We start from the raw sequence: 22,480 nt of genomic DNA, 5'->3' as shown, positions 1-22,480 counted from the left end.
AGCCTCAGCGTGCATGCACCCGCTGCCGATATTCGCCGGGGCAGGCGCCGGTCCATTTCTTGAACGCGCGATGAAAGGCGCTGGCTTCGGCAAAGCCGAGTTCGCCGGCGATATCAGCCACGCTTTTTGCGGTGTGGCACAGGTAGTCGATGGCCATGTCACGGCGCAGCTGATCCTTGATGGCCTGGAACGATTGGCCTTCTTCGTCAAGCCGTCGGCGCAGGGTGGACGGTGTCATGTTCAGGCTGTCGGCCACCACCTCGAAATCCGGCCATTCGGTGCGTGCCGCAGCACGCAGGCGGCGGCGTATCTGTGCCGCCAGGCCCGTGCTGTTCTTGTATTTCAGGACGATATTGGCCGGTGCGCCGCGCAGGAATTCTTTCAGGCTGTCCTGGTTCTGGATCACCGGTAACGCCAGATTGGCGGCGTCGAAGGTAAGCCGCGTGGTGTCTTCGTTGAAGGACAATTGTTCCGAATACATGCGGTGGTATTCGGCGCTGCGGGAGGGTTCGGGATACGCAAATGCGGCAGCGCGGATCGGAATACGCCGGCCCACCAGCCAGCACGCCACACCGTGCTGCATCATCAGCAGCGTCTCGAAACCAAACACATGCGGCACGCGGCCAGCGGTCTCGCGGATGGTCAGATGGGCGTGGCGCGCATCCGATTCGATCGCGCAGTGGAAGTCATCAAGCAGCAGGTTGAAAAACCGCGCCATCCGCTGCAATGCCGTATGCAGCGTGTCGCAGTGAATCAGGGTCTGGCACAGCATCGCAAAGCTGCCGACCTTCATGCGTCGTGCATCCTGATTGAACAGTTCGTCATTGAGGACGTGGGCCACGCCTAGCCACAGGAAACTGAAGTTCTGCGCGGTGACGCGGCTTTGCGCCGACAGCAGCAGGGCGGGCGAAATGCCGGCATTGCGCAGCAGCGGGCCGATATCGATGCCGCGTGCGATCACCGGCTCCAGCGCCGACTGCACGAAGTAAATGGAAATACTGCCTTTGCCCATGGCTGTCACAGTGTCAGATAAAAAGATGGCCGATTGCAGCCGCATGGAAAACAAATACGCGAGTGTATCGCGAAGCGCCCCGGCATCGACATGACACGACACGACAGGCTACCCAAAGTGACCAATCCTCGCAGACAATTTGCCAGTTTTTGGCATGGTCTTGCGGCGGTCTGCTTTCTATACTCGTGAGGCAGGAATAGTATCGGTTGGTATCAACCGCAATCCTGTTCTCCCGAGTCCCCCATTTCCGTGAAGCGAGCCGCCATGACTGATCTCTCCGTTGTCCAGAAACTGACCGAATACAAAGTGGTCAACAAGGTCCGCTTCGTGACTGCCGCATCGCTGTTCGACGGGCACGATGCCTCGATCAACATCATGCGCCGCATCCTGATGGCCAATGGCGTCGAGGTGATCCATCTCGGTCACAACCGTTCGGTCGACGACATCGTCACCGCAGCCTTGCAGGAAGACGTGCAAGGCATCGCGATCTCCAGCTACCAGGGCGGTCACGTCGAATATTTCAAGTACATGATCGACCTGCTGCGTGAGCGCGGCGGCGCCCACATCAAGGTATTTGGCGGTGGCGGCGGCGTGATCGTGCCGTCCGAAATCGCTGACCTGCATGCGTATGGCGTCTCGCGTATTTTCAGTCCGGAAGACGGCCAGCGCCTCGGCCTGGTCGGCATGATCCTGTCGATGATCCAGGCCTGCGATATCGACCTGTCGACCTATGCGCCAACCACCCTTGCGCCACTCGAAAATGGTTCATTGGTCGAGCGCCAGCGTCCGCTGTCGCAACTCATCACCGCACTCGAAAATGAAAAAGTCACCGCCACGCTGCTGACCGAATTGCACACCGCTGCCGACGTGATCAAGGTGCCGGTACTCGGCATCACCGGCACCGGTGGCGCTGGCAAATCCTCGCTGACCGACGAGCTGATCCGCCGCATCCGGCTCGATCAGGACGATGCGCTGAACATCGCCGTCATCTCGATTGATCCGTCCCGCCGCAAGTCCGGTGGCGCGCTGCTCGGCGACCGCATCCGCATGAACGCGATCAGCCCGTGGGGCGGTGTCAGCCGTGTCTTCATGCGCTCGCTGGCGACCCGCGAAGCCGGCTCCGAAATCTCGCAGGCATTGCCCGACGTGATTGCTGCCTGCAAGGTGGCCGGCTTCGATCTGGTCATCGTCGAAACCTCCGGCATCGGCCAGGGTGACGCCGCCATCGTCCAGCATGTCGACCTGTCGATGTACGTGATGACACCCGAATTTGGCGCCGCCTCGCAGCTGGAAAAAATCGACATGCTCGACTTTGCCGACTTCGTCACCATCAACAAGTTCGACCGCAAGGGCTCGCTCGATGCCTTGCGCGACGTCGCCAAGCAGTACCAGCGCAACCGCGAACTGTGGAGCCAGAAGCCGGAGCAGATGCCGGTGTTCGGCACGCAGGCCTCCCGCTTCAACGACGATGGTGTCACTGCGCTGTACCAGGGTTTGCTGCCACGTCTGGCCGAATGCGGGTTGCCGGTCATGGCGGGCAAACTGGCGCGGGTCGCTGTGCGCCACTCCTCGGGCAAGAACGCCATCGTGCCCGCAGCGCGCAGCCGCTATCTGGCCGAGATCGCCGACACCGTACGCGGCTATCACAAGTTCACTGCCAAAAACGTCCGGCTGGCACGCGAGCGACAGCAATTGCAGGAATCCAAACGCATGCTGGCTGAAGCCGGCAAGGTCGTCGACATGGATGACCTGATCGCCGACCGCGAGCACCGGCTTGACGCCGGTGCCCGCCAGCTCATCGCCGGCTGGCCGGCGATGCAGCTCGCATACGCCGGTGACGATTACGTCGTCAAGATCCGCGACAAGGAAATCCGCACCCGCCTGGTTGCGACCACGCTATCCGGCACCAAAATCCGCAAAGTCGCCTTGCCGCGCTTCGAAGACCACGGCGAAATCCTGCGCTTCCTGATGCTGGAAAACGTCCCCGGTTCGTTCCCGTACACCGCCGGCGTGTTCCCGTTCAAGCGCGAAAACGAAGACCCGACCCGCATGTTCGCCGGCGAGGGCGATGCCTTCCGTACCAACCGTCGCTTCAAGCTGGTCTCCGAAGGCATGGATGCGAAGCGCCTCTCGACCGCGTTCGACTCGGTCACGCTGTACGGTGCCGATCCGGCCATACGCCCTGACATCTACGGCAAGGTGGGTAACTCGGGCGTCTCGATTGCCACCCTCGACGACATGAAGGTGCTCTACAGCGGATTCGAATTGTGCGACCCGACCACCTCGGTCTCGATGACCATCAACGGTCCGGCACCATCGATACTGGCGATGTTCATGAACACCGCCATCGACCAGCAAATGGACAAGTTCCGCGCCGAAAAATCCCGCGAGCCGAGTGCCGAGGAAGCCGCAAAAATCCGCGCCTGGGTCCTGCAGAATGTCCGCGGCACGGTCCAGGCCGACATCCTGAAAGAAGACCAGGGCCAGAACACCTGCATCTTCTCGACCGAATTTTCATTGAAGGTGATGGGCGATATCCAGCAGTATTTCGTGCAGCATCTGGTGCGCAATTTTTACTCGGTCTCGATCTCCGGGTATCACATTGCCGAAGCCGGCGCGAACCCGATTTCACAGCTCGGCTTCACGCTGTCGAACGGCTTCACGTTCGTCGAAGCCTATCTGGCACGCGGCATGAAGATCGATGACTTCTCGCCAAACCTGTCGTTCTTCTTCAGTAACGGCATGGACCCGGAATACACGGTGCTGGGCCGCGTCGCCCGCCGTATCTGGGCGGTTGCCATGCGTGAAAAATACGGTGCCAACGAGCGCTCGCAAAAGCTCAAGTACCACATCCAGACCTCCGGTCGTTCGCTGCATGCGCAGGAAATCGACTTCAACGACATCCGCACCACACTGCAAGCCCTGATCGCGATTTACGACAACTGCAATTCGCTGCACACCAACGCCTACGATGAAGCCATCACCACGCCGACCGATGAATCGGTGCGCCGCGCGCTGGCGATCCAGCTGATCATCAATCGCGAATGGGGCCTGGCCAAAAATGAAAATCCGAACCAGGGCAGCTTCATCATCGAAGAACTGACCGACCTCGTCGAAGAAGCCGTGCTGCAGGAATTCGAGCGCATCGCCGAACGCGGCGGCGTGCTCGGCGCGATGGAAACCGGCTACCAGCGCGGCAAGATTCAGGAAGAATCGATGCTCTACGAGCACCAGAAACACGATGGCACGCTGCCCATCATCGGCGTCAATACCTTCCGCAATCCGAAGGCCAGCGACACCCCGCAAGTCATCGAACTGGCGCGTTCCAGCGACGAAGAAAAGCAGTCGCAACTGACGCGTTTGGCGGCCTTCCATGCACAGCACGCCGCCGAGTCACCGGCCATGCTGGCGGCGCTGCAGCAAGCGGTGATCGAGGACGGCAACGTGTTCGAGAAGCTGATGGATGCGGTGCGGGTTTGTTCGCTGGGGCAGATTACGGATGCGTTGTTCGAGGTGGGTGGTCAGTATCGGCGCAGCATGTGATGGTGGGGCGGTTATCTTGCTGAGTTGATAAACCGCTCCGTCGACCAATCGACCATTCCACTAATTGAATTCGAGGCAGCATTGACGCGAATTCGGTAAGCACAATTGCACGAATACAGGCGGCTATCTCTCGATGCCGCTTTTTTTATCGGCAACCTCCAGCGCATGGTCTGCCTGCCTGACAACGCTTCCCATCTAATTTCGGTTCCTTCGGTGAACCAGGAACTTGACTGTTCGCGACGCATCCCGCGTTGCAATGACGCGGAACAATAATATGGCCAAAGGTCATTTTTTTGGATTGCGGTACAAGTTCCCCCCTCATCCGTGAAATTTTGCCATCGCTGTTGTAATAGGTTGATGAGCATTTTTTTATTCATGCGACTTCGAGATAATAGGTTTTTACTTATGGTAATTTTGAGGAGGCACTAAATTTTTCCTGAAATTACATGGCCGTACGTCAGTCTGCAAAGACTGCGCCAACCATCAACTCACGCAGACCCTCCCAACCATGAAAGATGTTTTATTCATCGTCAATCCCAAGGCCGCATCCGGACGTGCAAGCCGGGTCTGGTCGTCGTTATGTGACGGATTGCCAAGTCTGCGCAAGGCGCCGCTACTGCATTGGAGTGGCGCCGATTCGGTGCGCCAGGCAATCGTTGCTGCCTTGACGCCGCGCATACGCCGTGTGGTGGTGTTGGGAGGTGACGGGACACTGCATGCGTTAGTCAATGTGATGTTGAACGAGGCATCCGATACGTCGCGTTGCCTCGGGCTGGTGCCGGTCGGTACCGGCTCCGATCTCGCGCGCGGGTTGGGTCTGGACCAGAAACCGGTACATGCCTTGACTCGGGCACTTGATGCGCCGCCGGGCTGTCTCGATGTGTTGCGTCTGCAATCCGGCCAGCAATCACGCTACTTTCTCAACGAGGCATCGCTCGGCATCACGGCGATGGTAGCGGCACGCGTGAACGCGCTGTCGCACCGGAATGCCGGCACGTTTCTTGGTGCCGCACTGCGTGAACTCGTGACCTACAAGCCAAAGTGGGCACGTATTCATCTCGACGGCAAACTCTGGCGCGAAGGGTTTTTCTACATGGTGGTCGTTGCGAACTGCACGCACTTCGGACGCGGCATGCGCATTGCCCCGACAGCGGATGCGGCCGATGGTTACGCCGACATCGTCGTGGTTGAAAATGCATCGAGGGCGCTGTTGCTGGCATGGCTGCCGAGCATTTATCTTGGCAAGCACCTCAAGGCGCCTTTCGTTCACTGTGCTCGCGCGCAAACGATCGATATCGATACCGGGCCAGAATGTCTGGTTTTCGAGGGTGATGGTGAAGTCACGCTGCCGGCGCCCGGCAACATTACCGTGTTACCCGATGCTGTTTTATTTTGCGGTGCAGGTCGACAGACTGTCACCTGACCGAGATGATGCGCGACTAACCGAGGCAAGCGATCCATGCAAATCAACATGCAGCCAACATTAACCAAACAGCAAGGACATGCGGCCTGGTGTGCGCTGTCGCAAGAGGTCAACGCGCAGCAGCTGTCCGCGAGCACGTCATCCCGGTCCATCGTCAGGTTGGTGGCGCTGCTCGGATTGCTGAGCGCAGCGCTGGCAGTCGCCTGGTTGTCGGTGCCGTCGTTCTGGACGCTCACGGCAGCCTGCACGGTCATTGCGCTGTTGCTCGCGCAATGTGCGTTTATCGGCCACGACGCCGGGCACGGTGCCATCAGCCAACACGAGCGCCTGAACCGGGTGCTTGGTCAGTTGAGCATGACGCTGCTGACCGGTTTGGCGTTCGACGAGTGGATGGCACGGCACCGGGTGCATCACCGCTTTTGCCAGAATGAAGATCACGATCCGGACCTCATGGTCGAGTTCGTCGTCTCGCTCACGGATAAATCCAGGCGACGCAAAGGTCGATTCGGCAGATTTCTGACACGCTATCAAACATGGCATATCTGGTTGTTGTCGCTTCTGTTCGGCCACAGTCAGCGCGTGCTTTCCCAAGGCGCCGTATTACGCAAGCTGCGTCGTTACCCGCTCGACGGTGCGATGCTGGTGCTGCATCTGGGACTGTGGTTCGGCATCCCTTGTGTGATTCTTGACGTGTCCTTCGGGCTTGCGCTGCTGGTCTATCTGGTGCCATTGACCATCCTCGGCCCGTATCTGGCAGCGATCTTCTGGGTCAATCACATGGGCATGCCACTGATCGAGGATGTGTCGACGTATTCGTTTCTGGAGCATCAATCGGTCACTTCGCGCACCATCATCAATGCGCCGCGGTGGAACTGGTTATTCGGGGGACTGAATTTTCAGATCGAGCATCACCTGTTTCCGAAAGTGCCTTCAGAACGGCTTGCCGCGGTGCAGATCATCGTCCGGTCCTATTTCGAGAAACATGGCATCGCTTACAACGGCGTGTCCTGGGTCGCCGCGGTGCGCGCGATCCAGACCCACCTTCGCAGAATTGCCACCGCATCATGAACCTCTCCTACACATGGCAACAACGGTGGGTCGAATACGTGGCGATCGGACTGTTCGTGCTGCTCGCTGGCTGGAGCGCGTGGCGCCTTTTTGTAGCGGCAAACTGGTTTCTGGTGCCGGTGCTGCTGGTCGCCGTACCGGTAGCGTGGCTGGTCACGGATGTGTTAAGCGGCGTCGTGCATTGGGCCTGCGATTCCTTTGGCAGCGTCAACACGCCACTCATCGGCAAATCGCTCATACGTCCGTTCCGTGAACACCATGGCGATCCCAAGGCGATGACGCACCACGATTTTATCGAGACCCACGGCGCGAGCTGCTTTGCGGCGTTGCCGTTCGTGGTCGGTTCGAGCTTGCTTCCGCTAAACGGGTTCGCGACCTTCCTGCTGCAGGCAATCCTGCTGTCGATTGCCCTCGGCGCGCTAGCAACAAACCAGTGTCATCAATGGGCACACAGGGATAGTGCAGCAATCCCGGCCGCCATTCGCTGGGCGCAACGCCACCATCTCGTTCTATCGGACCGGCACCATCAGCGACATCACACGGCGCCATTCGACGCGCACTTTTGCATGGCCAATGGCTGGTTCAACCCGCTGTTCAATGCCGTGTTGCGCCGATGCCGTCGCTGACCGCCAGCCTTCGCATTGCCATCGGCAAGCGCGCTGCGCTGACGTCGGTCCTTCTGGGCGCGCTCTGTATCGTTGCGGAGCTGTGCTTCTTGTTGCCCGACCTGCTGGTCACCAAGGATGCACTGCCTCTCTACAAAGCGCATATCGCGCTGTGCCGGGGCATACTTCATGCAAGTATTTTTGCCACATTCGCACTCGGGGCATTGGGAACAATGCTGGCGCCCATGAGTCGCCATGGCCTGTTTGGCATTGCCTTTGGCATCGTCGCGATGTTGATGGGTGGTTCGCAGGCCGAAGCAATCGACATCGGCGGTCTGCGGTCCTGGGCGGCCGGTCTGGACTACTTTGTCCTTGAGTTGCTGGTGCTGGGGCTGGTCTTCATACCCACTGAAGCCTTGTTCTGGTTACGTCGGCAAAAGGTATTGCGTCAGGGATGGCAGACCGACCTGAAACATTTTTTTGTCAGTCACGCCGGCGTGCAGCTGCTCTCGTTTGCCGTTTTGCTGCCTGCACAGGTTCTGTTTTCATGGGCCGTCCAACTCGACTTCCAAAAGGCCGTTGCCGCCCAGCCGCTCTGGCTGCAATTCATCGAAATGGTCGCCATAGTCGACCTGGCTACCTACTGGATCCACCGTGCCTTTCACCAAGTTCCGTGGCTCTGGCGATTCCATGCCATTCACCATTCAAGTCAGCAAATGGACTGGCTGGCCGGTTCGCGCATTCATCTTGTCGATGCCTTGCTCACGCGCGCGGTTGCCTTCATTCCTGTGTTCTTACTTGGTTTTGCACCCGCTGCGTTGTACGGATATCTGGTGTTTGTCTCGTTTCATGCCGTATTCATCCATGCAAACATCCGATGGCGTTTTCCTGGGCTGCAGTGGGTGCTATCGACGCCGCAGTACCATCATTGGCACCATGCCGCCGATGCCGAGGGTATCGACAAGAACTTTGCCCAGTTTCTTCCACTGTGGGACATTTTGTTCCGGACTGTGCATCTGCCGCATTACTGGCCACGTCGCTATGGGGTAGATCATGTCCAGCCGCCGGAGTCTTATCTGGGACAGCTGGTGTACCCGTTTCGGTCCAGGGCGGAGCTGCGGGATCGGAGCCGGATTGATATCAGCTGATACTGATCGTTGGCAAATGCATTGATGGAACATCTGATTGGTGGCACTGCTTTTCAGCCGTCTTTTACATCGTCAGTCATTCACCGATCGTATCGGCTGAAAGATCTGCATGAAGGTTACATGCCACCGCCGCCCTGGCAGGATCGAGTAACCGGTTCGTGAACGATTTGCGCAGAGCAGGGTGCATCACTGACGCAAGCAAAACCGTCGTCGCTGCCTTCAACTGGATTGCCATGAATATCGTCAATAAAATAAAGAACGCCAATACCGGCCGCGAACCGGAGCGGTTGGCAATGAAGTACCAGGCGATGCGGCGAAACCCGTTTGTTTTTATGCGCGGCAGCTGTTCTCTTTTTTATGACCGGCTGGTAAAAACCGGCATTGTTGCGACGGCGCCTTTGGTGTGGTCGTGTGGCGATCTGCACAGCGAAAATTTCGGTAGCTACAAGGGTGATAACCGGCTCGTGTATGTCGACATGAACGATTTCGATGAAGCCGCGCTGGCGCCGGCAAGCTGGGACCTGGTACGCATGTTGACCAGTATCCTGCTTGGCGCGCAGAGCTTCGGCATGTCGGACGCCAGCGCAAAAGCGCTCTGCGTTGAGTTTCTTGGTGCCTATGGGTCAACCCTCTCGACAGGCAGAGCCATCTGGCTTGAGCGCGATACCAGTCACGGCGCGGTACGTCATTTGCTGGATCAGGTGCGATGTCGCACACGGGTTGCGTTTCTTGACAGCCGTACCGAGCGCAAAGGCAAACGCCGCAGTTTCCGCCTGACTGGCACCAGGATGTTGCCCGTGACTGCACAGCAGCGCAGTGAAGTAACAACCTTTATCGCCGGGTTTGCGCGAGGCCAGCCTGATCCCGACTTTTACAAGGTGCTTGATGTCGCGCGACGTGTAGCTGGTACCGGTAGTTTAGGTGTCGACCGCTATGCCATTCTGGTGCAGGGCAAGGGGTCACCGGATCAGAACTATTTGCTCGATCTGAAAGAGGCACGGCAGTCCTCCATCGCCACGCATTTACCGGGCATACAGCCGGTATGGCGCAGCCATGCGGAGCGGGTCCTTTCGGTACAACAGCGGATGCAGGCAGTGCCGATGGCGTTTTTGCATGCGGTTGACTGGAAAGATACCTCTTACATTTTGCGCGCTCTGCAACCGTCAGAAGACCGCGTTGTTTTCTCAGCCAGCGGGAAGGATGCGTCCTCGTTGCCGGGTGTCGCCAACACGATGGGCGTCTGCGTGGCCTCTGCGCAGTTGCGCAGTGCGGGCCGTCAGAACTCGGCCATTGCGGATGCGTTGATGGCGTTTGCCAACCGAAAAAAATGGGCGGCAAAGCTGTTAGTGGCAGCGACTGACATGGCAGACAGGACGACGCGTGACTGGATGACTTATTGCGATGCCTATGACGCGCTCAAGTTCGCGCCAGCGGCAGGGGGCAGCGACCGCCCTGGTACGAAGTGAGGTGCTAAGCGACTAGTGTTGAGACAAAACAAGTCAGATAAATTTTCAAGGCCTTAACATGGTCGCCGGAATTCCATGAAGGCGCTTAACGCCAAAGCAGCACGGATGCTGTATCGACCAACTCGCAGGGTCCGATGCGCAGTGCGTGTTCGGGACCGATCGGCGAATCTCGCATGACTTCAGCGTCGGTGAGCAACAGCTGATGCCGATCTGATAAATGCATCGTTGCGCGTCATTGAAAGGGGTCTGTCGTGTCCAGCATCCCACCACCTCCGCCATCGTCGGCAGTTGTGTATTCGGAAACGCAATACGGCCCGCTGCTTGCCGATTGGCTGCGCCGTTTTCACCACTTGAAGAGTGCTCATTTCCGGGCAGCATGGCATTTCGAGCATCGGCACCGGCGTTATGGCCGCGTAACCGTAGCGCTTTCCACTATCGTTCCGCCGGTGCTCGTGTTATTGGGGCAACCCGACACGCGGACTGTACTGACCGGGCTGCCTTACATTTTTCTGGCGCTTGGTCTCATTGCCGCAATTGCCGGGACGCTGGCAACGCTGCAAATTTTCGATCGCGATTCGGAACGCGCTGAACGTCATAGAGTGGCAGGCTCCAGCTATGCAAAGCTGGAGGCCGATCTGGAGTTACTGATCGCTTCCATGCCGGCAGCAGCGCAAGTGGCCAATCAGGTATCCGAATTCAGAGACGAGTGGAGCCGGGTGACAGGTGGCAGCCCGGTCATTCCGGAGTGGCTCTTCAAGCAGGTCGAGCAGGAGGTTGAAAAACCATCGGCACTGCTTCTTCGGATTCAGCAGCCGCGTTCTGCGAATGACGCGTGATCGCGGCATTTTTTGAGCGCACTCCGTGTTCTTCCTGTCGCGCAGCACACAGCCAATCCAATCATGTCAAACCCCAGGCAACACATACCGTATGCAAGGAAGGCTTCGATGAGTATCGATGAAAGCTTCAGGCTCGAGCGCTACAAGCTGGTCACGTCGCGACAAGTCTGGGTGGTGGATGTCGCCCGCGCTGTTTTTACAGGCTATGCAGCGACGCTCGCCGCGTTTGTCGGCGGAGCGATCACACTGACGTTTGCTACCAATGCGGTTGCTCGACTCGGCGCGACGACGGTGAATGAAATTCTGTTCTTCATCGCCGTGTTCTTGTCCTGCGTCGCAATTGCATCCGTGTACCAGATCGGCTTCTGCATCTGGCGTTGGTATGAGTATCGCGGCGCCGAGTGCAAGCTCTATGCCGCCGCGCCGCAGCCAGAAAGTTGGGCGAAGTATTTTGAACTCTCCTTCATCGTGATCATTTCTGCCTCCGTCGCGCTGGTCTGGCTCGGCTATCGAGAACTGGGGGAGCTTATTCATACCATCCCTGATCAACCTGTTGCTGTATCGTGCTTGCACTGAGGAAGCGAACCAGGCCGGAGACTTCCATCACCGCCATCGGCGTCGAGATCGCCCCGACAATATGCATCCGTTTGATTTACCGAACGATACACAAAACTTTCTACCCTGATTTTTAATGCGTAATTCCGTCCAAGATGGTTTCGCCACCCGCCGCGGTGTGCGATTTCATTAGGCCAGGATAGTGCCTGCGCCGCGTAATCCTTCAGCATCGCAACACCATTCACGATGCTGCAGCGCAATGCTTGCTATCCTAGCCAACCTCATCCAAAACAATCAAAGAGACCCATGGACTTTTCACTGTCACCGGACATTCAGGACCTGCAGCAGCGCACCCGCCGCTTCATCGCAGACGTCGTCATCCCGTTTGAAAACGATCCGCGCCAGACCGGCCACGGTCCCAATGAATCATTGCGCGCCGAGCTGGTGGCCGCCGGTCGTGCAGCCGGCTTGCTGACGCCGCATGCCTCGGTCGAGCACGGTGGACTGGGCCTGTCGCATGTCGCCAAGGCTGCGGTATTCGAGGCGTCCGGCTACTCGCCGCTAGGCCCGGTTGCAATGAATATCCATGCGCCGGACGAAGGCAATATCCATCTGATGGAAGTGGTGGCATCGCCATCGCAAAAAGAGCGCTGGTTGCGCCCGCTGGTCGAAGGTCGTACGCGCTCTTGCTTTGCCATGACCGAACCGGCACCGGGCGCTGGCTCGGACCCGTCGATGCTGCAAACCGTCGCCATTCAGGATGGTGACGATTACCTGATCAGCGGCACCAAATGGTTCATCACCGGTGCCGAAGGCGCATCATTTGCGATCATCATGGCGCGCATGGAAGACGGTTCGGCGACGATGTTCCTGTGCGATATGGACCGTCCCGGCATCGTGCTCGAACGCCTGATGGAGTCGCTCGATTCCTGCTTCGCCGGGGGTCATGGCGTGCTGCGTTTCGAGAATGTGCGGGTGCCGGCGACCGATGTCCTCGGTGAAATCGGCAAAGGTTTCCGCTATGCGCAGATCCGCCTCGCACCAGCCCGGTTGACGCACTGCATGCGCTGGCTCGGCCAGGCGCAACGTGCGCATGACGTCGCACTGGCGTATGCCAGCGAGCGTCAGGCCTTCGGCAAATCACTCGGCGAACACGAAGGCGTGGGCTTCATGCTGGCCGATAACGAGATGGACCTGCATTCGGCGCGCCTGACTATTTTGCATACGGCGTGGGTGCTCGATCAGGGCGGCCGCGGCAATATCGAATCGAGCATGACCAAGGTGATCTGTTCGGAAGCGATCTGGCGTGTGGTGGACCGTTGCGTGCAGATACTGGGCGGACGCGGCGTGACCGCAGAAACCATCGTCATGCGCATTTTCAAGGATGTGCGCGCGTTCCGGATCTACGACGGCCCGAGCGAAGTACATCGCTGGAGCATCGCCAACAAGATTGTTGGTGCCCGCAAAAAAATGCTGGATGCCGAAAGACCATGAGCAAACTGACTCTGTTGCGGCATGGTCAGGCGGCCTTCGGTGCCAGCGATTACGACCAGCTGTCGACGCTCGGCCAGTTGCAGGCGCAGGCCACGGGTGAATTTTTTCTGCAGCGCGAGAGCCAGTTTGATCGTGTCTGGATAGGTCCGCGCCGGCGTCATCGGGCGACGGCCGAGTTGGCGCTGGCCGGCATTGGCGGGATGATTTCCGAGATCGACGATGGTCTCGATGAATTTGCCGAAGGAACGCAGTTGCTCGCTGGTGCGGAGCAACGCACCGGACTGCGGGTCATGTCCGATGTCGGCGTGCCTGCCGCGACGCGCCTGCGCCTGTATGCCGAAGAAATCCATCTGTGGGCCAATGGCCGCATCGTGGTCGATGGCGTGGCCCCGGCCACGCAGTTTCGCATCAGCGTGGCGCACTGGCTGCGTCGCGCCACCGCGGACACCGCATCGGGTCAGAACGTACTGGCCGTGACCTCGGCAGGCGTGATCGCGGCTGTCTTGTGCGAAGTCGCCGGTTTGCCTGATAGCGCGCTGGCGCATTACATCGGGGTGATCGGCAATGCCTCGCTGACCGGCCTGGTATTTTCGGGGAAGGGTATCGCGCTGGAATATTTCAATGGGACCGGGCACCTGGCCCCGGATTTATTGAGCGGGATTTAATCACCCGTTAGCTTCCCTCCGACTTCAGGACTGCGCAGACCGGCCCCCGTCATTCCCTCCGCATGGTGCGATTGGTGGGGGCTTTTTTCTGGCCGGCAAAGTCCGCGTTCCGGCTCAGCCAAACAGATTCAACACTCCATCCAGCCCCACAAAATTCAACGCCACATCCGCCTGCGCCCGCACCACCGGCTTGGCGCGAAACGCCACCGACATCCCGCCTATGCCCATCATCTGCAAGTCATTCGCGCCATCGCCCATCACGATCGCGGCCGCTGGCGTGGTGCCGAGTTCGGCGCAGATGCGCGCAACGGTCAGTTTCTTTTCGTCGGCATTGACGATGCCGCCGATCACGCGGCCGGTCAGTTTGCCATCGACGATGTCCAGCACGTTCGAATGCGCGTAATCCAGCCCGAGCTGTTGCTTGATACGGTCGGTGAAGAAGGTAAATCCGCCCGACACAAGCAAGGTTTTCAGGCCGGCTGCCTTGACGGCTGCCAGCATGTTCTCGGCACCCGGTGACAGCTGCAGGCGCTCGTCAAATACGCGCTGCAACGCCGATGCATCCAGCCCGGCCAGCAGCGCAACGCGGCGCGTCAGGCTTTCGTTGAATTCGATCTCGCCGCGCATCGCGGCTTCGGTGATGGCCGAGACCTGGGGCTTCAAGCCTTGCATGTCGGCGATTTCATCGATGCATTCGATCGTGATCAGCGTCGAATCCATGTCCATCGCAAGCAGCCTGAAGTCGCTCAGCTGCAGGCCGGCTTCGACGAAGGCATAGTCGAGTTGCGCCGCCAGACAGGCCTGGTCGACTGCGGTCTTGATGTCGCCGGTCAGCGTTACACCTTCGCAGCGGAATGCCGTAGCGTTGATCGGCACGATGCGGGTCGCGCCAGCAAGTGCGGCAATGCTGTTAATGGTAGTGCGCTCGGCGGTAAGGCCCTGGAGTATCAGGTTCATTGTGTACGATTAAATAGTGAGTCAGCCAACCAGCGCACGGATGGTGTTCTTGATCTGCAGCACGCGCGCCGCGAGGTCGGGCATGCTGGCGGTGATGCGCAGCTTGTCCTGGCCATTGAGCTTGATGTGCCGGTTTTTCTGGATCAGGCTGATGATGCGCATCGCATCGATCGGCGGATTCGGTTCGAACTGGAGTTGCGCCGCTTCGCTGTGGGCATCGATCTTGACGATGCCGACCGGCTTGGCCAGCACGCGCAGGCGATGCGTTTCGACCAGCGCCTTGGCCGGTTCGGGCAATTTGCCGAAGCGGTCGATCATCTCTTCCTGCAGGTCGTCGATCTTGTCGGCCTCGTTGCAGCTGGCCAGCCGCTTGTAGAGTGACAGCCGCTCGTGCACATCGCCGCAATACTCGGCGGGCAGCAGCGCTGGCACATGCAGGTTGATTTCAGTGGTCGAGGCCAGCGGCGCGGCAAGATCCGGTTCCTTGCCGTTGCGCAGCGAGCGCACGGCCAGGTTGAGCATGTCGGAATACATCTGGAAACCGATTTCGGTCATCTCGCCGGACTGGTTGTCGCCGAGGACTTCGCCGGCGCCGCGGATTTCGAGGTCGTGCATTGCCAGATAGAAGCCGCTGCCGAGTTCTTCCATCTGCTGGATCGCGTCGAGGCGACGCTGCGCCAGCTTGGTCAGGCCGGCCACATCATGCACCAGCAGGTACGCATAGGCCTGATGGTGCGAGCGACCGACCCGGCCGCGCAACTGATGCAGCTGCGCCAGACCGAACTTGTCGGCCCTGTGCATGATGATGGTGTTGGCAGTCGGCACGTCGATGCCGGTTTCGATGATGGTGGTGCACAGCAGGATGTTGAAGCGCTGCGCCACGAAATCGCGCATGACTTTTTCGAGTTCGCGCTCGTGCATCTGGCCGTGCGCGACGCCGATGCGCGCTTCCGGCAACAGCGCTTCGAGCATTGCTTTGCGGTTCTCGATGGTGTCGACTTCATTATGCAAAAAGTACACCTGGCCGCCGCGCTTGAGTTCGCGCAGGCAGGCTTCGCGGATTACCGATTCGCCTTCGCTGCGCACAAAGGTCTTAATCGCCAGCCGCTTTTGTGGCGCGGTGGCAATGATCGAGAAATCGCGCAAGCCTTCGAGCGCCATCCCGAGCGTGCGCGGGATCGGCGTGGCGGTCAGCGTGAGCACGTCGACTTCGGCACGCAGGGATTTCAGTGCTTCTTTTTGTCGCACCCCGAAGCGGTGTTCTTCATCGATGATGACCAGGCCCAGACGCTCGAACTTGACGTCATCCGACAGCAGTTTGTGCGTGCCGATGACGATGTCGAGCGTGCCGTCGGCCATGCCTTTCATGGCGGTGTTGATTTCCTTGCCTGAGCGAAAGCGCGACAGTTCGGCAATTTTTACCGGCCAGTCGGCGAAGCGGTCGGCGAAGGTCTGGGCATGCTGTTCGGCCAGCAGCGTGGTCGGTGCGAGGATGGCGACCTGCTTGCCACCGAGGACGGCGACAAAGGTGGCGCGCAAGGCGACTTCGGTCTTGCCGAAGCCGACATCGCCGCAGATCAGCCGGTCCATCGGTTTTCCGCTGGTCATGTCGCCGATGACGGCGTTGATCGCGGCAGCCTGGTCGACGGTTTCCTCGAAGCCGAAGCTTGCGGCGAAGGCCTCATAGTCATGCGCCGAATACTCGAATGCGTGACCCTTGCGCAAGGCGCGACGCGCGTACAGGTTCAGCAGTTCGGCGGCAGTGTCGCGGATTTGCTGGGCGGCGCGGCGCTTGGCTTTTTCCCACTGGCCGGAGCCGAGCGAATGCAGCGGCGCGTCTTCCGGCGAGGCACCCGAGTAACGCGAGATCACGTGCAATTGCGACACCGGCACGTACAGCTTGGCTTCCTTGGCATAGTCGAGATGCAGGAACTCGGTTTCGCCTTCGCCGAGGTCCATGCTGATTAGTCCCATGTAGCGACCGATGCCGTGGTTGCTATGGACTACCGGGTCGCCGATCTTCAGTTCGGACAGGTCGCGCACCATCGATTCGACCTGCGTGGCGGCTTCCTGTTTCTTGTGGCCGACGCGACGACCGGAGCCGGCGTACAGCTCGGTTTCGGTGATGAAGACCAGATTGCCGAGCGCTGCGCCGAGTTCGAAACCGGCATGCATCGGTGCCACACCCAGCATCAGTTTGGCCGAGCCGTTGACGAAGCCGGTATAGCCTTCGCACGGTGTCAGGTCGAGCTGATATTCATTGAAATACTGCTGCAGGGTTTCGCGCCGGCCATTGGTTTCGGCGCAGATCATGACGCGATTCGCGCTGTGCAGCAGGTAGGCGCGCAGGTTGATCAGCGGATCATCCATGCGCCGGTTGACGGCGATGTTGGGCAGGGGCGCAGACAGTTCCGAAGCCTGGTCATCGGCGCGCAAGATCCAGCGACCGAAGGACTTGGCGCGGATGAAGAATTCGTCGTCGGTCAGGAACAGCGTCTCGGGCGCCAGGATAGGGCGCTCGCGATCGGCTTTGAGGAAGTTGTGGCGCGCGCGGGTATCGGCCCAGAAGCGCGTGATGGCGCCGTCGATGTCACCGCACAGGGCGAAGGTGGTGTCCTCGGGCAGGTAGTCGAACAGCGTGCGGGTTTCTTCAAAAAACAGTGGCAGGTAGTACTCGATACCGGCCGATGCGATACCGTTGCCAATGTCTTTGTAGACCGATGAACGCGACGGATCGCCCTCGAAAATTTCGCGCCAGCGGCTGCGGAAGGCGGTGCGGGCAATCTCGTCCATCGGGAATTCGCGGCCCGGCAGCAGGCGCACTTCACGCACCGGATAGAGCGAACGCTGGGTATCGGCGTCGAAGGTGCGGATGGTCTCGATGGTGTCGCCGAACAGGTCGATCCGGTAGGGCAGTGCCGAGCCCATCGGAAACAGATCAATCAGGCCGCCGCGCACCGAGTATTCGCCGGGCGACATCACTTGCGAGACCGGGGTATAGCCAGCGAGGGTCAGCTGGGTTTTCAGGCGAACTTCATCGAGCACTTCGCCCTGCTTGAAAAAGAACGTGTACGCAGCCAGGAAGGATGGTGGCGCCATGCGCACCAGCGTCGTGGTGGCCGGCACGATTAGCACGTCGCACTGGCCGTTCTGCATTTCGTAGAGCGTGGCCAATCGTTCCGACACCAGGTCCTGGTGCGGCGAGAACGCATCGTAGGGCAGCGTTTCCCAGTCCGGCAGCAAGTGGCAGCGCAAAGGCGGCTGGCCTTCCTGGGCAAACCACGGGATTTCGGTCAGCAGGCGCTGGGCATCGGCCGCATTGGCGACCACGATGGCGAGCATCTTCTGCTCGGCTTTCAGGGCCGCGCCGGCCTGTGCCAGAACGCAGGCATCGGCCGAGCCGTGCAAGCCTGGCAGCGCAAAACGCTGGCCTTGTTTCGGAAGTGATTTTATAAGCTGGAATGCCATCGGGGGGAGCTTGGTTCTGCGGGTTCTTCGTCACCGGAACAGGGCGCTCCGGCTTTGAATTGACACTAAAAAAGTAAGCTGCGATTATAGTCGAACGCTTTCCGGACCGCCCGCACGCTCAAACATCCGGCGTTCTTTTTCCATCTTCTCAATAGTGAGTAGCCATCATCGCAGTCCGACCATCGCCCCACGCTTCACATGCCTTCCCGGCAGACCCCGCATGAACCCGCCACGCTGCTTTGCGCTCATTCCCGCTGCGGGAACTGGCGCCCGCATGGGTAGTGCCATACCGAAGCAATACCTGATGTTGGGCGCGCTCCCGATGCTGCGTCATGTACTCGATACGTTTGCCAGTGCCAGCGTGATTGCCCATACCTATCTGGTGGTCAGTCCCGAGGATGGCTATATCGATGCACTGCTGGCCGATGCGCCAGAATTATCGGACAGGGTCACGCTGCTGCGGGTGGGTGGAGCGACCCGCCATCAATCGGTATTGAATGGATTGCACGCGTTGCAAGATCACGTAGCTGGCGACGACTGGATGCTGGTGCATGATGCGGCGCGGCCCGGCCTGACGGTCGCCCTGATCGAACAATTGATTGCCGCCGTGGGTGCCGATCCGGTGGGCGGATTGCTGGCGTTGCCAGTGGCCGATACGCTCAAGCGCGGTCGTGATGACCGGGTTGAACAGACCGTTGAACGTGCCGGGTTATGGGCGGCACAGACACCGCAGATGTTCCGACATGCGTTGCTGGTGCAGGCGCTGGAGCAGGCCCGGCAGGTAACCGACGAAGCCAGCGCCATCGAGGCGCTCGGCCTGCAGCCACTTCTGGTACAAGGCAGTACCCGCAATTTCAAGGTGACGCTGCCCGATGATGCCGACCTTGCCACACTTATCCTGAATCGAACGCCATGACACTTTCTGCTACTCCTCCCCCGTTTCGCATAGGCCAGGGTTACGACTGCCACCAGCTGGTGGCTGGCCGCAAGCTGATCGTCGGCGGTGTCCTGATACCGCATTCGACTGGCCTGCTGGGGCATTCGGATGCCGATGTGCTGCTGCATGCGGTTACCGATGCGCTGATTGGTGCTGCGGCACTGGGCGATATCGGCAAGCATTTTCCGGATACCGATGTGCGTTTTGCCGGAGCGGATTCGGTGACGCTGCTGCGCGAAATTGCGTTGCGGGTGCGCCAGTCGGGCTATGCGGTGGGCAACGTCGATGCCACCATCATTGCGCAGGCGCCGAAGATGGCACCGCATATCCCGCAGATGGTCGCCATCATTGCCGAGGCCATTGGTGTGCCGGTCGGGTGTGTGAACGTGAAGGCCAAGACCAACGAGAAGATGGGATTTCTGGGGCGGGAAGAGGGGATGGCGGCGGAGGCGGTTGTGCTGATTTATCGGCTTTAACCCGGGCTAAAGGTCGCGTTTGTGTCGCGACGCTATCGCCTGCTATTTGTCGAGCACAGGTCCAAACTATTTTGTTACTGCATCGCGTAGCAGAACGGCCTGGCTGTAATCCAGAAATTCATGCAGATGCGTGGTGATGATGCTCACGGTGATGGCGTGTTGCAGTGCCTGATAGTCGTGCACTGCGATATTGCGAAATCCCACCATGCGCTTCAGATTGTCTGCCAGCGTTACATTAATCCAGCCACCTTGCGCCAGCAGCGTAAATACATCGCGTGCGCTTTGCGGCACGCCCAGTTTTTCACGGCGTATCAGGTGTTGTCCGATGTCCAGCGCCGCTTCGCAAGCGCGCTGGATGTTGAGAATGGCAGCATCCTGCCTTGTGAAATCGGTCGCAAAACTTGCCGTGTCGAAGGCATATTCCTCGCGTGCCCGGGCGACGCATCGCTCGATAGTGGCAGCTTTGTTGATGAGCACATCATCGGCCATAGATCGTTCCTCGTTGTTCTATGTCGGCCAACAGCCCGGCGCGGGCGCGGTCGAGTTCGGTCTTGTCGCTCAACACGGCGGCTTCATACAAGCCGGCCTGAACATCTTTGGACCACCAGCGCAGGCCAGTGGTCAATATCTGGTATTGCATGACAGTGGATGCTGCACGCAGGTCGAGCAGATCTACCGGACAACCCGCAACATCAGCAAGGTCGCCCGCCAACTCGAACAACTTCAGGGCATCGGCATAGCCCGCCACCAGCACAGCAAGATCGAGGTCGCTGTCCGGTCCCGCTGTGCCTTGTATTCGGCTGCCGAAGGCATGAACAGCCAACAGTCCGGGTACGCGGTTTTGCAGAATTCTAAGTATGGCTACGCGGTTAATGTCGACTCCTGAACGTTGAAGTTGTCGGTGACGGCGCGAAGATTCGTGCGCCACCGACAACTGCAAACACTAAATTACAAACTCAGTTCCAGCACCTTGCGGCTAACCTCCAGCGTCACGTCGCGCCGTTCGCCCAACGTCGTCATCTTGTGCGCGCCCAGCTGCGTCAGGATGGTGTCGATGCTGTCGGCTTTCAGGCCATAGTCGCCGAGGCGGGTCTTGACACCCATCTGCTCGAAGAATGTCTGGGTCTTCTGGATGGCAGCTTCGATGCGCGTATCTTCATCGCCGCTGGTCAGGTTCCAGACGCGCGCTGCGTATTGCAGCAACTTCGCGCGTTTGCTTTCCTTGCGCACGCGCAGCATGCTTGGCAGGATGATCGCCAGCGTTTGTGCGTGGTCGAGGTCGTATTGCGCGGTCAGTTCATGACCGACCATGTGCGTAGCCCAGTCCTGCGGTACACCGGCGCCGATCAGGCCATTCAGTGCCAATGTCGCACACCACATGATGTTGGCGCGGACTTCGTAGTTATCTGGCGTGGCCAGCGCTTTCGGACCTTCTTCGATCAGGGTTTGCAGGATACCTTCTGCAAAACGGTCCTGCACCGGTGCATCGGCCGGGTAAGTCATGTACTGCTCCATCACGTGCGCAAAGGCGTCGACCACGCCATTGCCGATCTGGCGGGTTGGCAGCGTAAATGTTTTGGTCGGATCGAGAATCGAAAACAGCGGGAAGCAATGCTTGCTCGAAAACGCCATCTTGGCTTTCAGCGATTTACGTGTGACGACACCGCCATTGTTCATTTCCGAACCGGTCGCTGGCAGGGTCAGCACCGAACCGAATGGTAAGGCACTGGTGACGTTGCTGCCGCGCTTTTCGAGGATGCTCCATGGATCGCCTTCGAAATTGGCTGCCGCGGCGATAAACTTGGTGCCATCGATGACGGAACCACCACCGACTGCCAGCAGGAAATCAATTTTTTCCTTGCGCACCAGTTCGACGGCCTGCATCAGGTTTTCGTAGCTGGGATTTGGCTCGATGCCAGAAAATTCATGGAAGGTGCGGCCAGCCAGTGCGGCATGGACTTCATCGAGGACGCCGTTTTTCTTGATGCTGCCGCCGCCGAACAGCAGCAGGACGCGGGCATCGGCAGGAACGACTTTGGCCAGGTCGGCGATGCGGCCTTTGCCAAAAATAATGTGGGTCGGGTTATAGAAGTCAAAATTTTGCATGGCGAATTCTTTCTGTTGGTGCAATCTGTACGGCCGACGTTTGCCGGGCTGGCGTGCATCATAGCCCGGTCTGATACTCCTTGCTGCGATGGCATAGTGCAACTAAGTTTGTCGTTATGATGGCTTACTGCTATTCGGACTCTCCGTTGACTTGCCGATTTTGTCTTCAAGTAGATGGATGAAGTCGCCTTGCAGCAGCGTCTGTGAGACGCCGTCCTGGCGCCACAGTCCCGAGCGCAGCAGCGCACGCGAACACTGCACGAAGGCTTGTTCGACGCGGACCACCATGACGGATTTCGGAGCGATGTCGTCCACGGTGAAACGTGTCAGCAAGGCGGGTTCGATGCTGATGCTGGCGCGTCCGTTGACACGCAGGCATTGGGTAACTCCCGGGATCAGGAACAGCAAGCCCACCTGCGGGTTCGTGATCACGTTGCGCAGGCTATCGATGCGGTTGTTTCCTGCACGATCAGGGATCAGCAGGGTATGCGCATCGGCGACTGCGACAAAACCCGGTTGATCACCGCGCGGTGAACAATCCGTCCCGGCGTCGCCGCAGCTGGCAAACAGCATGAACGGTGCCGCCGCAATAAAGCGCTGACAAAGCGCATCCAGATGATCGCTCTGTTTCTGGCGTGCGCGCTCGCCGGGCTGGCCATACAAGGCTTCCAGCTGCTCGATGGTGCTGATCTGATGCGTTGCGTGCATGGCGGTGGTCTTG

The 22,480-nt window shown here is 59.2% G+C and carries 19 protein-coding genes; 12 read left to right on the top strand and 7 right to left on the bottom strand.

Annotation, left to right across the window (positions count from 1 at the left end):
* Positions 1-4: 4 nt before the first annotated feature.
* On the bottom strand, positions 5-1,012 hold the full coding sequence (locus tag ABD720_RS14730; RefSeq protein ID WP_344764508.1) for an AraC family transcriptional regulator: 1,008 nt from the start codon (positions 1,010-1,012) through the stop codon (positions 5-7).
* A 264-nt stretch (positions 1,013-1,276) separates the two neighbouring features.
* On the opposite strand from ABD720_RS14730, the gene icmF reads away from it, so the two are divergent.
* From icmF to ABD720_RS14680, 10 genes are all read left to right on the top strand, one after another.
* The gene (gene icmF, locus ABD720_RS14725) at positions 1,277-4,555 is read left to right on the top strand and encodes a fused isobutyryl-CoA mutase/GTPase IcmF (protein ID WP_344764219.1); all 3,279 of its coding nucleotides are present in this window, start codon (positions 1,277-1,279) and stop codon (positions 4,553-4,555) included.
* Positions 4,556-5,063: 508 nt separating this feature from the next.
* A complete protein-coding gene (locus tag ABD720_RS14720) occupies positions 5,064-5,978 on the top strand; it encodes a diacylglycerol/lipid kinase family protein (protein WP_344764217.1) in 915 nt (304 codons plus the stop codon).
* A 36-nt stretch (positions 5,979-6,014) separates the two neighbouring features.
* Positions 6,015-7,046, top strand: a complete 1,032-nt coding sequence (locus ABD720_RS14715; RefSeq protein WP_344764215.1) for a fatty acid desaturase family protein — start codon at positions 6,015-6,017, stop codon at positions 7,044-7,046.
* Positions 7,043-7,672, top strand: coding sequence for a fatty acid desaturase CarF family protein (locus tag ABD720_RS14710; protein ID WP_344764212.1), 630 nt, complete (start codon positions 7,043-7,045; stop codon positions 7,670-7,672). Before ABD720_RS14715 ends, ABD720_RS14710 begins: the two co-directional genes overlap by 4 nt.
* Positions 7,660-8,799, top strand: a complete 1,140-nt coding sequence (locus tag ABD720_RS14705) for a sterol desaturase family protein (RefSeq protein WP_344764211.1) — start codon at positions 7,660-7,662, stop codon at positions 8,797-8,799. The genes ABD720_RS14710 and ABD720_RS14705 overlap by 13 nt, the downstream gene beginning before the upstream one ends.
* Before the next feature lie 233 nt (positions 8,800-9,032).
* Positions 9,033-10,265: a DUF2252 domain-containing protein gene (locus ABD720_RS14700; RefSeq protein WP_344764209.1), complete on the top strand. Its 1,233-nt coding sequence runs from the start codon at positions 9,033-9,035 to the stop codon at positions 10,263-10,265.
* 290 nt (positions 10,266-10,555) lie between these two features.
* Positions 10,556-11,101, top strand: a complete 546-nt coding sequence (locus tag ABD720_RS14695; protein ID WP_344764207.1) for an SLATT domain-containing protein — start codon at positions 10,556-10,558, stop codon at positions 11,099-11,101.
* Positions 11,102-11,209: 108 nt separating this feature from the next.
* Complete coding sequence (locus ABD720_RS14690) at positions 11,210-11,677, top strand: hypothetical protein (protein WP_344764205.1); 468 nt, start codon at positions 11,210-11,212, stop codon at positions 11,675-11,677.
* Between the two features lie 285 nt (positions 11,678-11,962).
* Positions 11,963-13,150: an acyl-CoA dehydrogenase family protein gene (locus ABD720_RS14685; protein WP_344764204.1), complete on the top strand. Its 1,188-nt coding sequence runs from the start codon at positions 11,963-11,965 to the stop codon at positions 13,148-13,150.
* Positions 13,147-13,815 carry a histidine phosphatase family protein gene (locus tag ABD720_RS14680; protein WP_344764202.1) on the top strand — a complete coding sequence of 223 codons (669 nt, stop codon included), beginning with the start codon at positions 13,147-13,149 and terminating at the stop codon, positions 13,813-13,815. The genes ABD720_RS14685 and ABD720_RS14680 overlap by 4 nt, the downstream gene beginning before the upstream one ends.
* A gap of 114 nt (positions 13,816-13,929) precedes the next feature.
* On the opposite strand, the gene serB is transcribed toward ABD720_RS14680, so the two are convergent.
* Both serB and mfd read right to left on the bottom strand, forming a co-directional pair.
* Positions 13,930-14,772: a phosphoserine phosphatase SerB gene (gene serB, locus ABD720_RS14675; RefSeq protein ID WP_344764200.1), complete on the bottom strand. Its 843-nt coding sequence runs from the start codon at positions 14,770-14,772 to the stop codon at positions 13,930-13,932.
* A 21-nt stretch (positions 14,773-14,793) separates the two neighbouring features.
* Positions 14,794-18,240: a transcription-repair coupling factor gene (gene mfd / locus ABD720_RS14670; protein ID WP_344764198.1), complete on the bottom strand. Its 3,447-nt coding sequence runs from the start codon at positions 18,238-18,240 to the stop codon at positions 14,794-14,796.
* Positions 18,241-18,460: 220 nt separating this feature from the next.
* On the opposite strand from mfd, the gene ispD reads away from it, so the two are divergent.
* Entirely contained in the window at positions 18,461-19,156 is a 696-nt protein-coding gene (gene ispD, locus ABD720_RS14665) for a 2-C-methyl-D-erythritol 4-phosphate cytidylyltransferase (RefSeq protein WP_344764196.1), read from the top strand.
* The gene (gene ispF, locus ABD720_RS14660; protein WP_344764195.1) at positions 19,153-19,653 is read left to right on the top strand and encodes a 2-C-methyl-D-erythritol 2,4-cyclodiphosphate synthase; all 501 of its coding nucleotides are present in this window, start codon (positions 19,153-19,155) and stop codon (positions 19,651-19,653) included. The genes ispD and ispF overlap by 4 nt, the downstream gene beginning before the upstream one ends.
* 66 nt (positions 19,654-19,719) lie before the next feature.
* On the opposite strand, the gene hepT is transcribed toward ispF, so the two are convergent.
* From hepT to ABD720_RS14640, 4 genes are all read right to left on the bottom strand, one after another.
* Positions 19,720-20,142 carry a type VII toxin-antitoxin system HepT family RNase toxin gene (gene hepT, locus ABD720_RS14655; RefSeq protein ID WP_344764193.1) on the bottom strand — a complete coding sequence of 141 codons (423 nt, stop codon included), beginning with the start codon at positions 20,140-20,142 and terminating at the stop codon, positions 19,720-19,722.
* Positions 20,132-20,527 carry a type VII toxin-antitoxin system MntA family adenylyltransferase antitoxin gene (mntA, locus tag ABD720_RS14650; RefSeq protein WP_344764506.1) on the bottom strand — a complete coding sequence of 132 codons (396 nt, stop codon included), beginning with the start codon at positions 20,525-20,527 and terminating at the stop codon, positions 20,132-20,134. Before mntA ends, hepT begins: the two co-directional genes overlap by 11 nt.
* A gap of 74 nt (positions 20,528-20,601) precedes the next feature.
* Positions 20,602-21,759: an iron-containing alcohol dehydrogenase gene (locus tag ABD720_RS14645; RefSeq protein ID WP_344764191.1), complete on the bottom strand. Its 1,158-nt coding sequence runs from the start codon at positions 21,757-21,759 to the stop codon at positions 20,602-20,604.
* Between the two features lie 114 nt (positions 21,760-21,873).
* Positions 21,874-22,467, bottom strand: coding sequence for an MSMEG_1061 family FMN-dependent PPOX-type flavoprotein (locus tag ABD720_RS14640; RefSeq protein WP_344764190.1), 594 nt, complete (start codon positions 22,465-22,467; stop codon positions 21,874-21,876).
* Between the last annotated feature and the right edge of the window lie 13 nt (positions 22,468-22,480).

The sequence above is a fragment of the Actimicrobium antarcticum genome (assembly GCF_039536745.1).
In the GTDB taxonomy this organism is placed as follows: Bacteria; Pseudomonadota; Gammaproteobacteria; order Burkholderiales; family Burkholderiaceae_D; genus Actimicrobium; species Actimicrobium antarcticum.
This window is presented reverse-complemented; position numbering and strand designations above follow the sequence as displayed.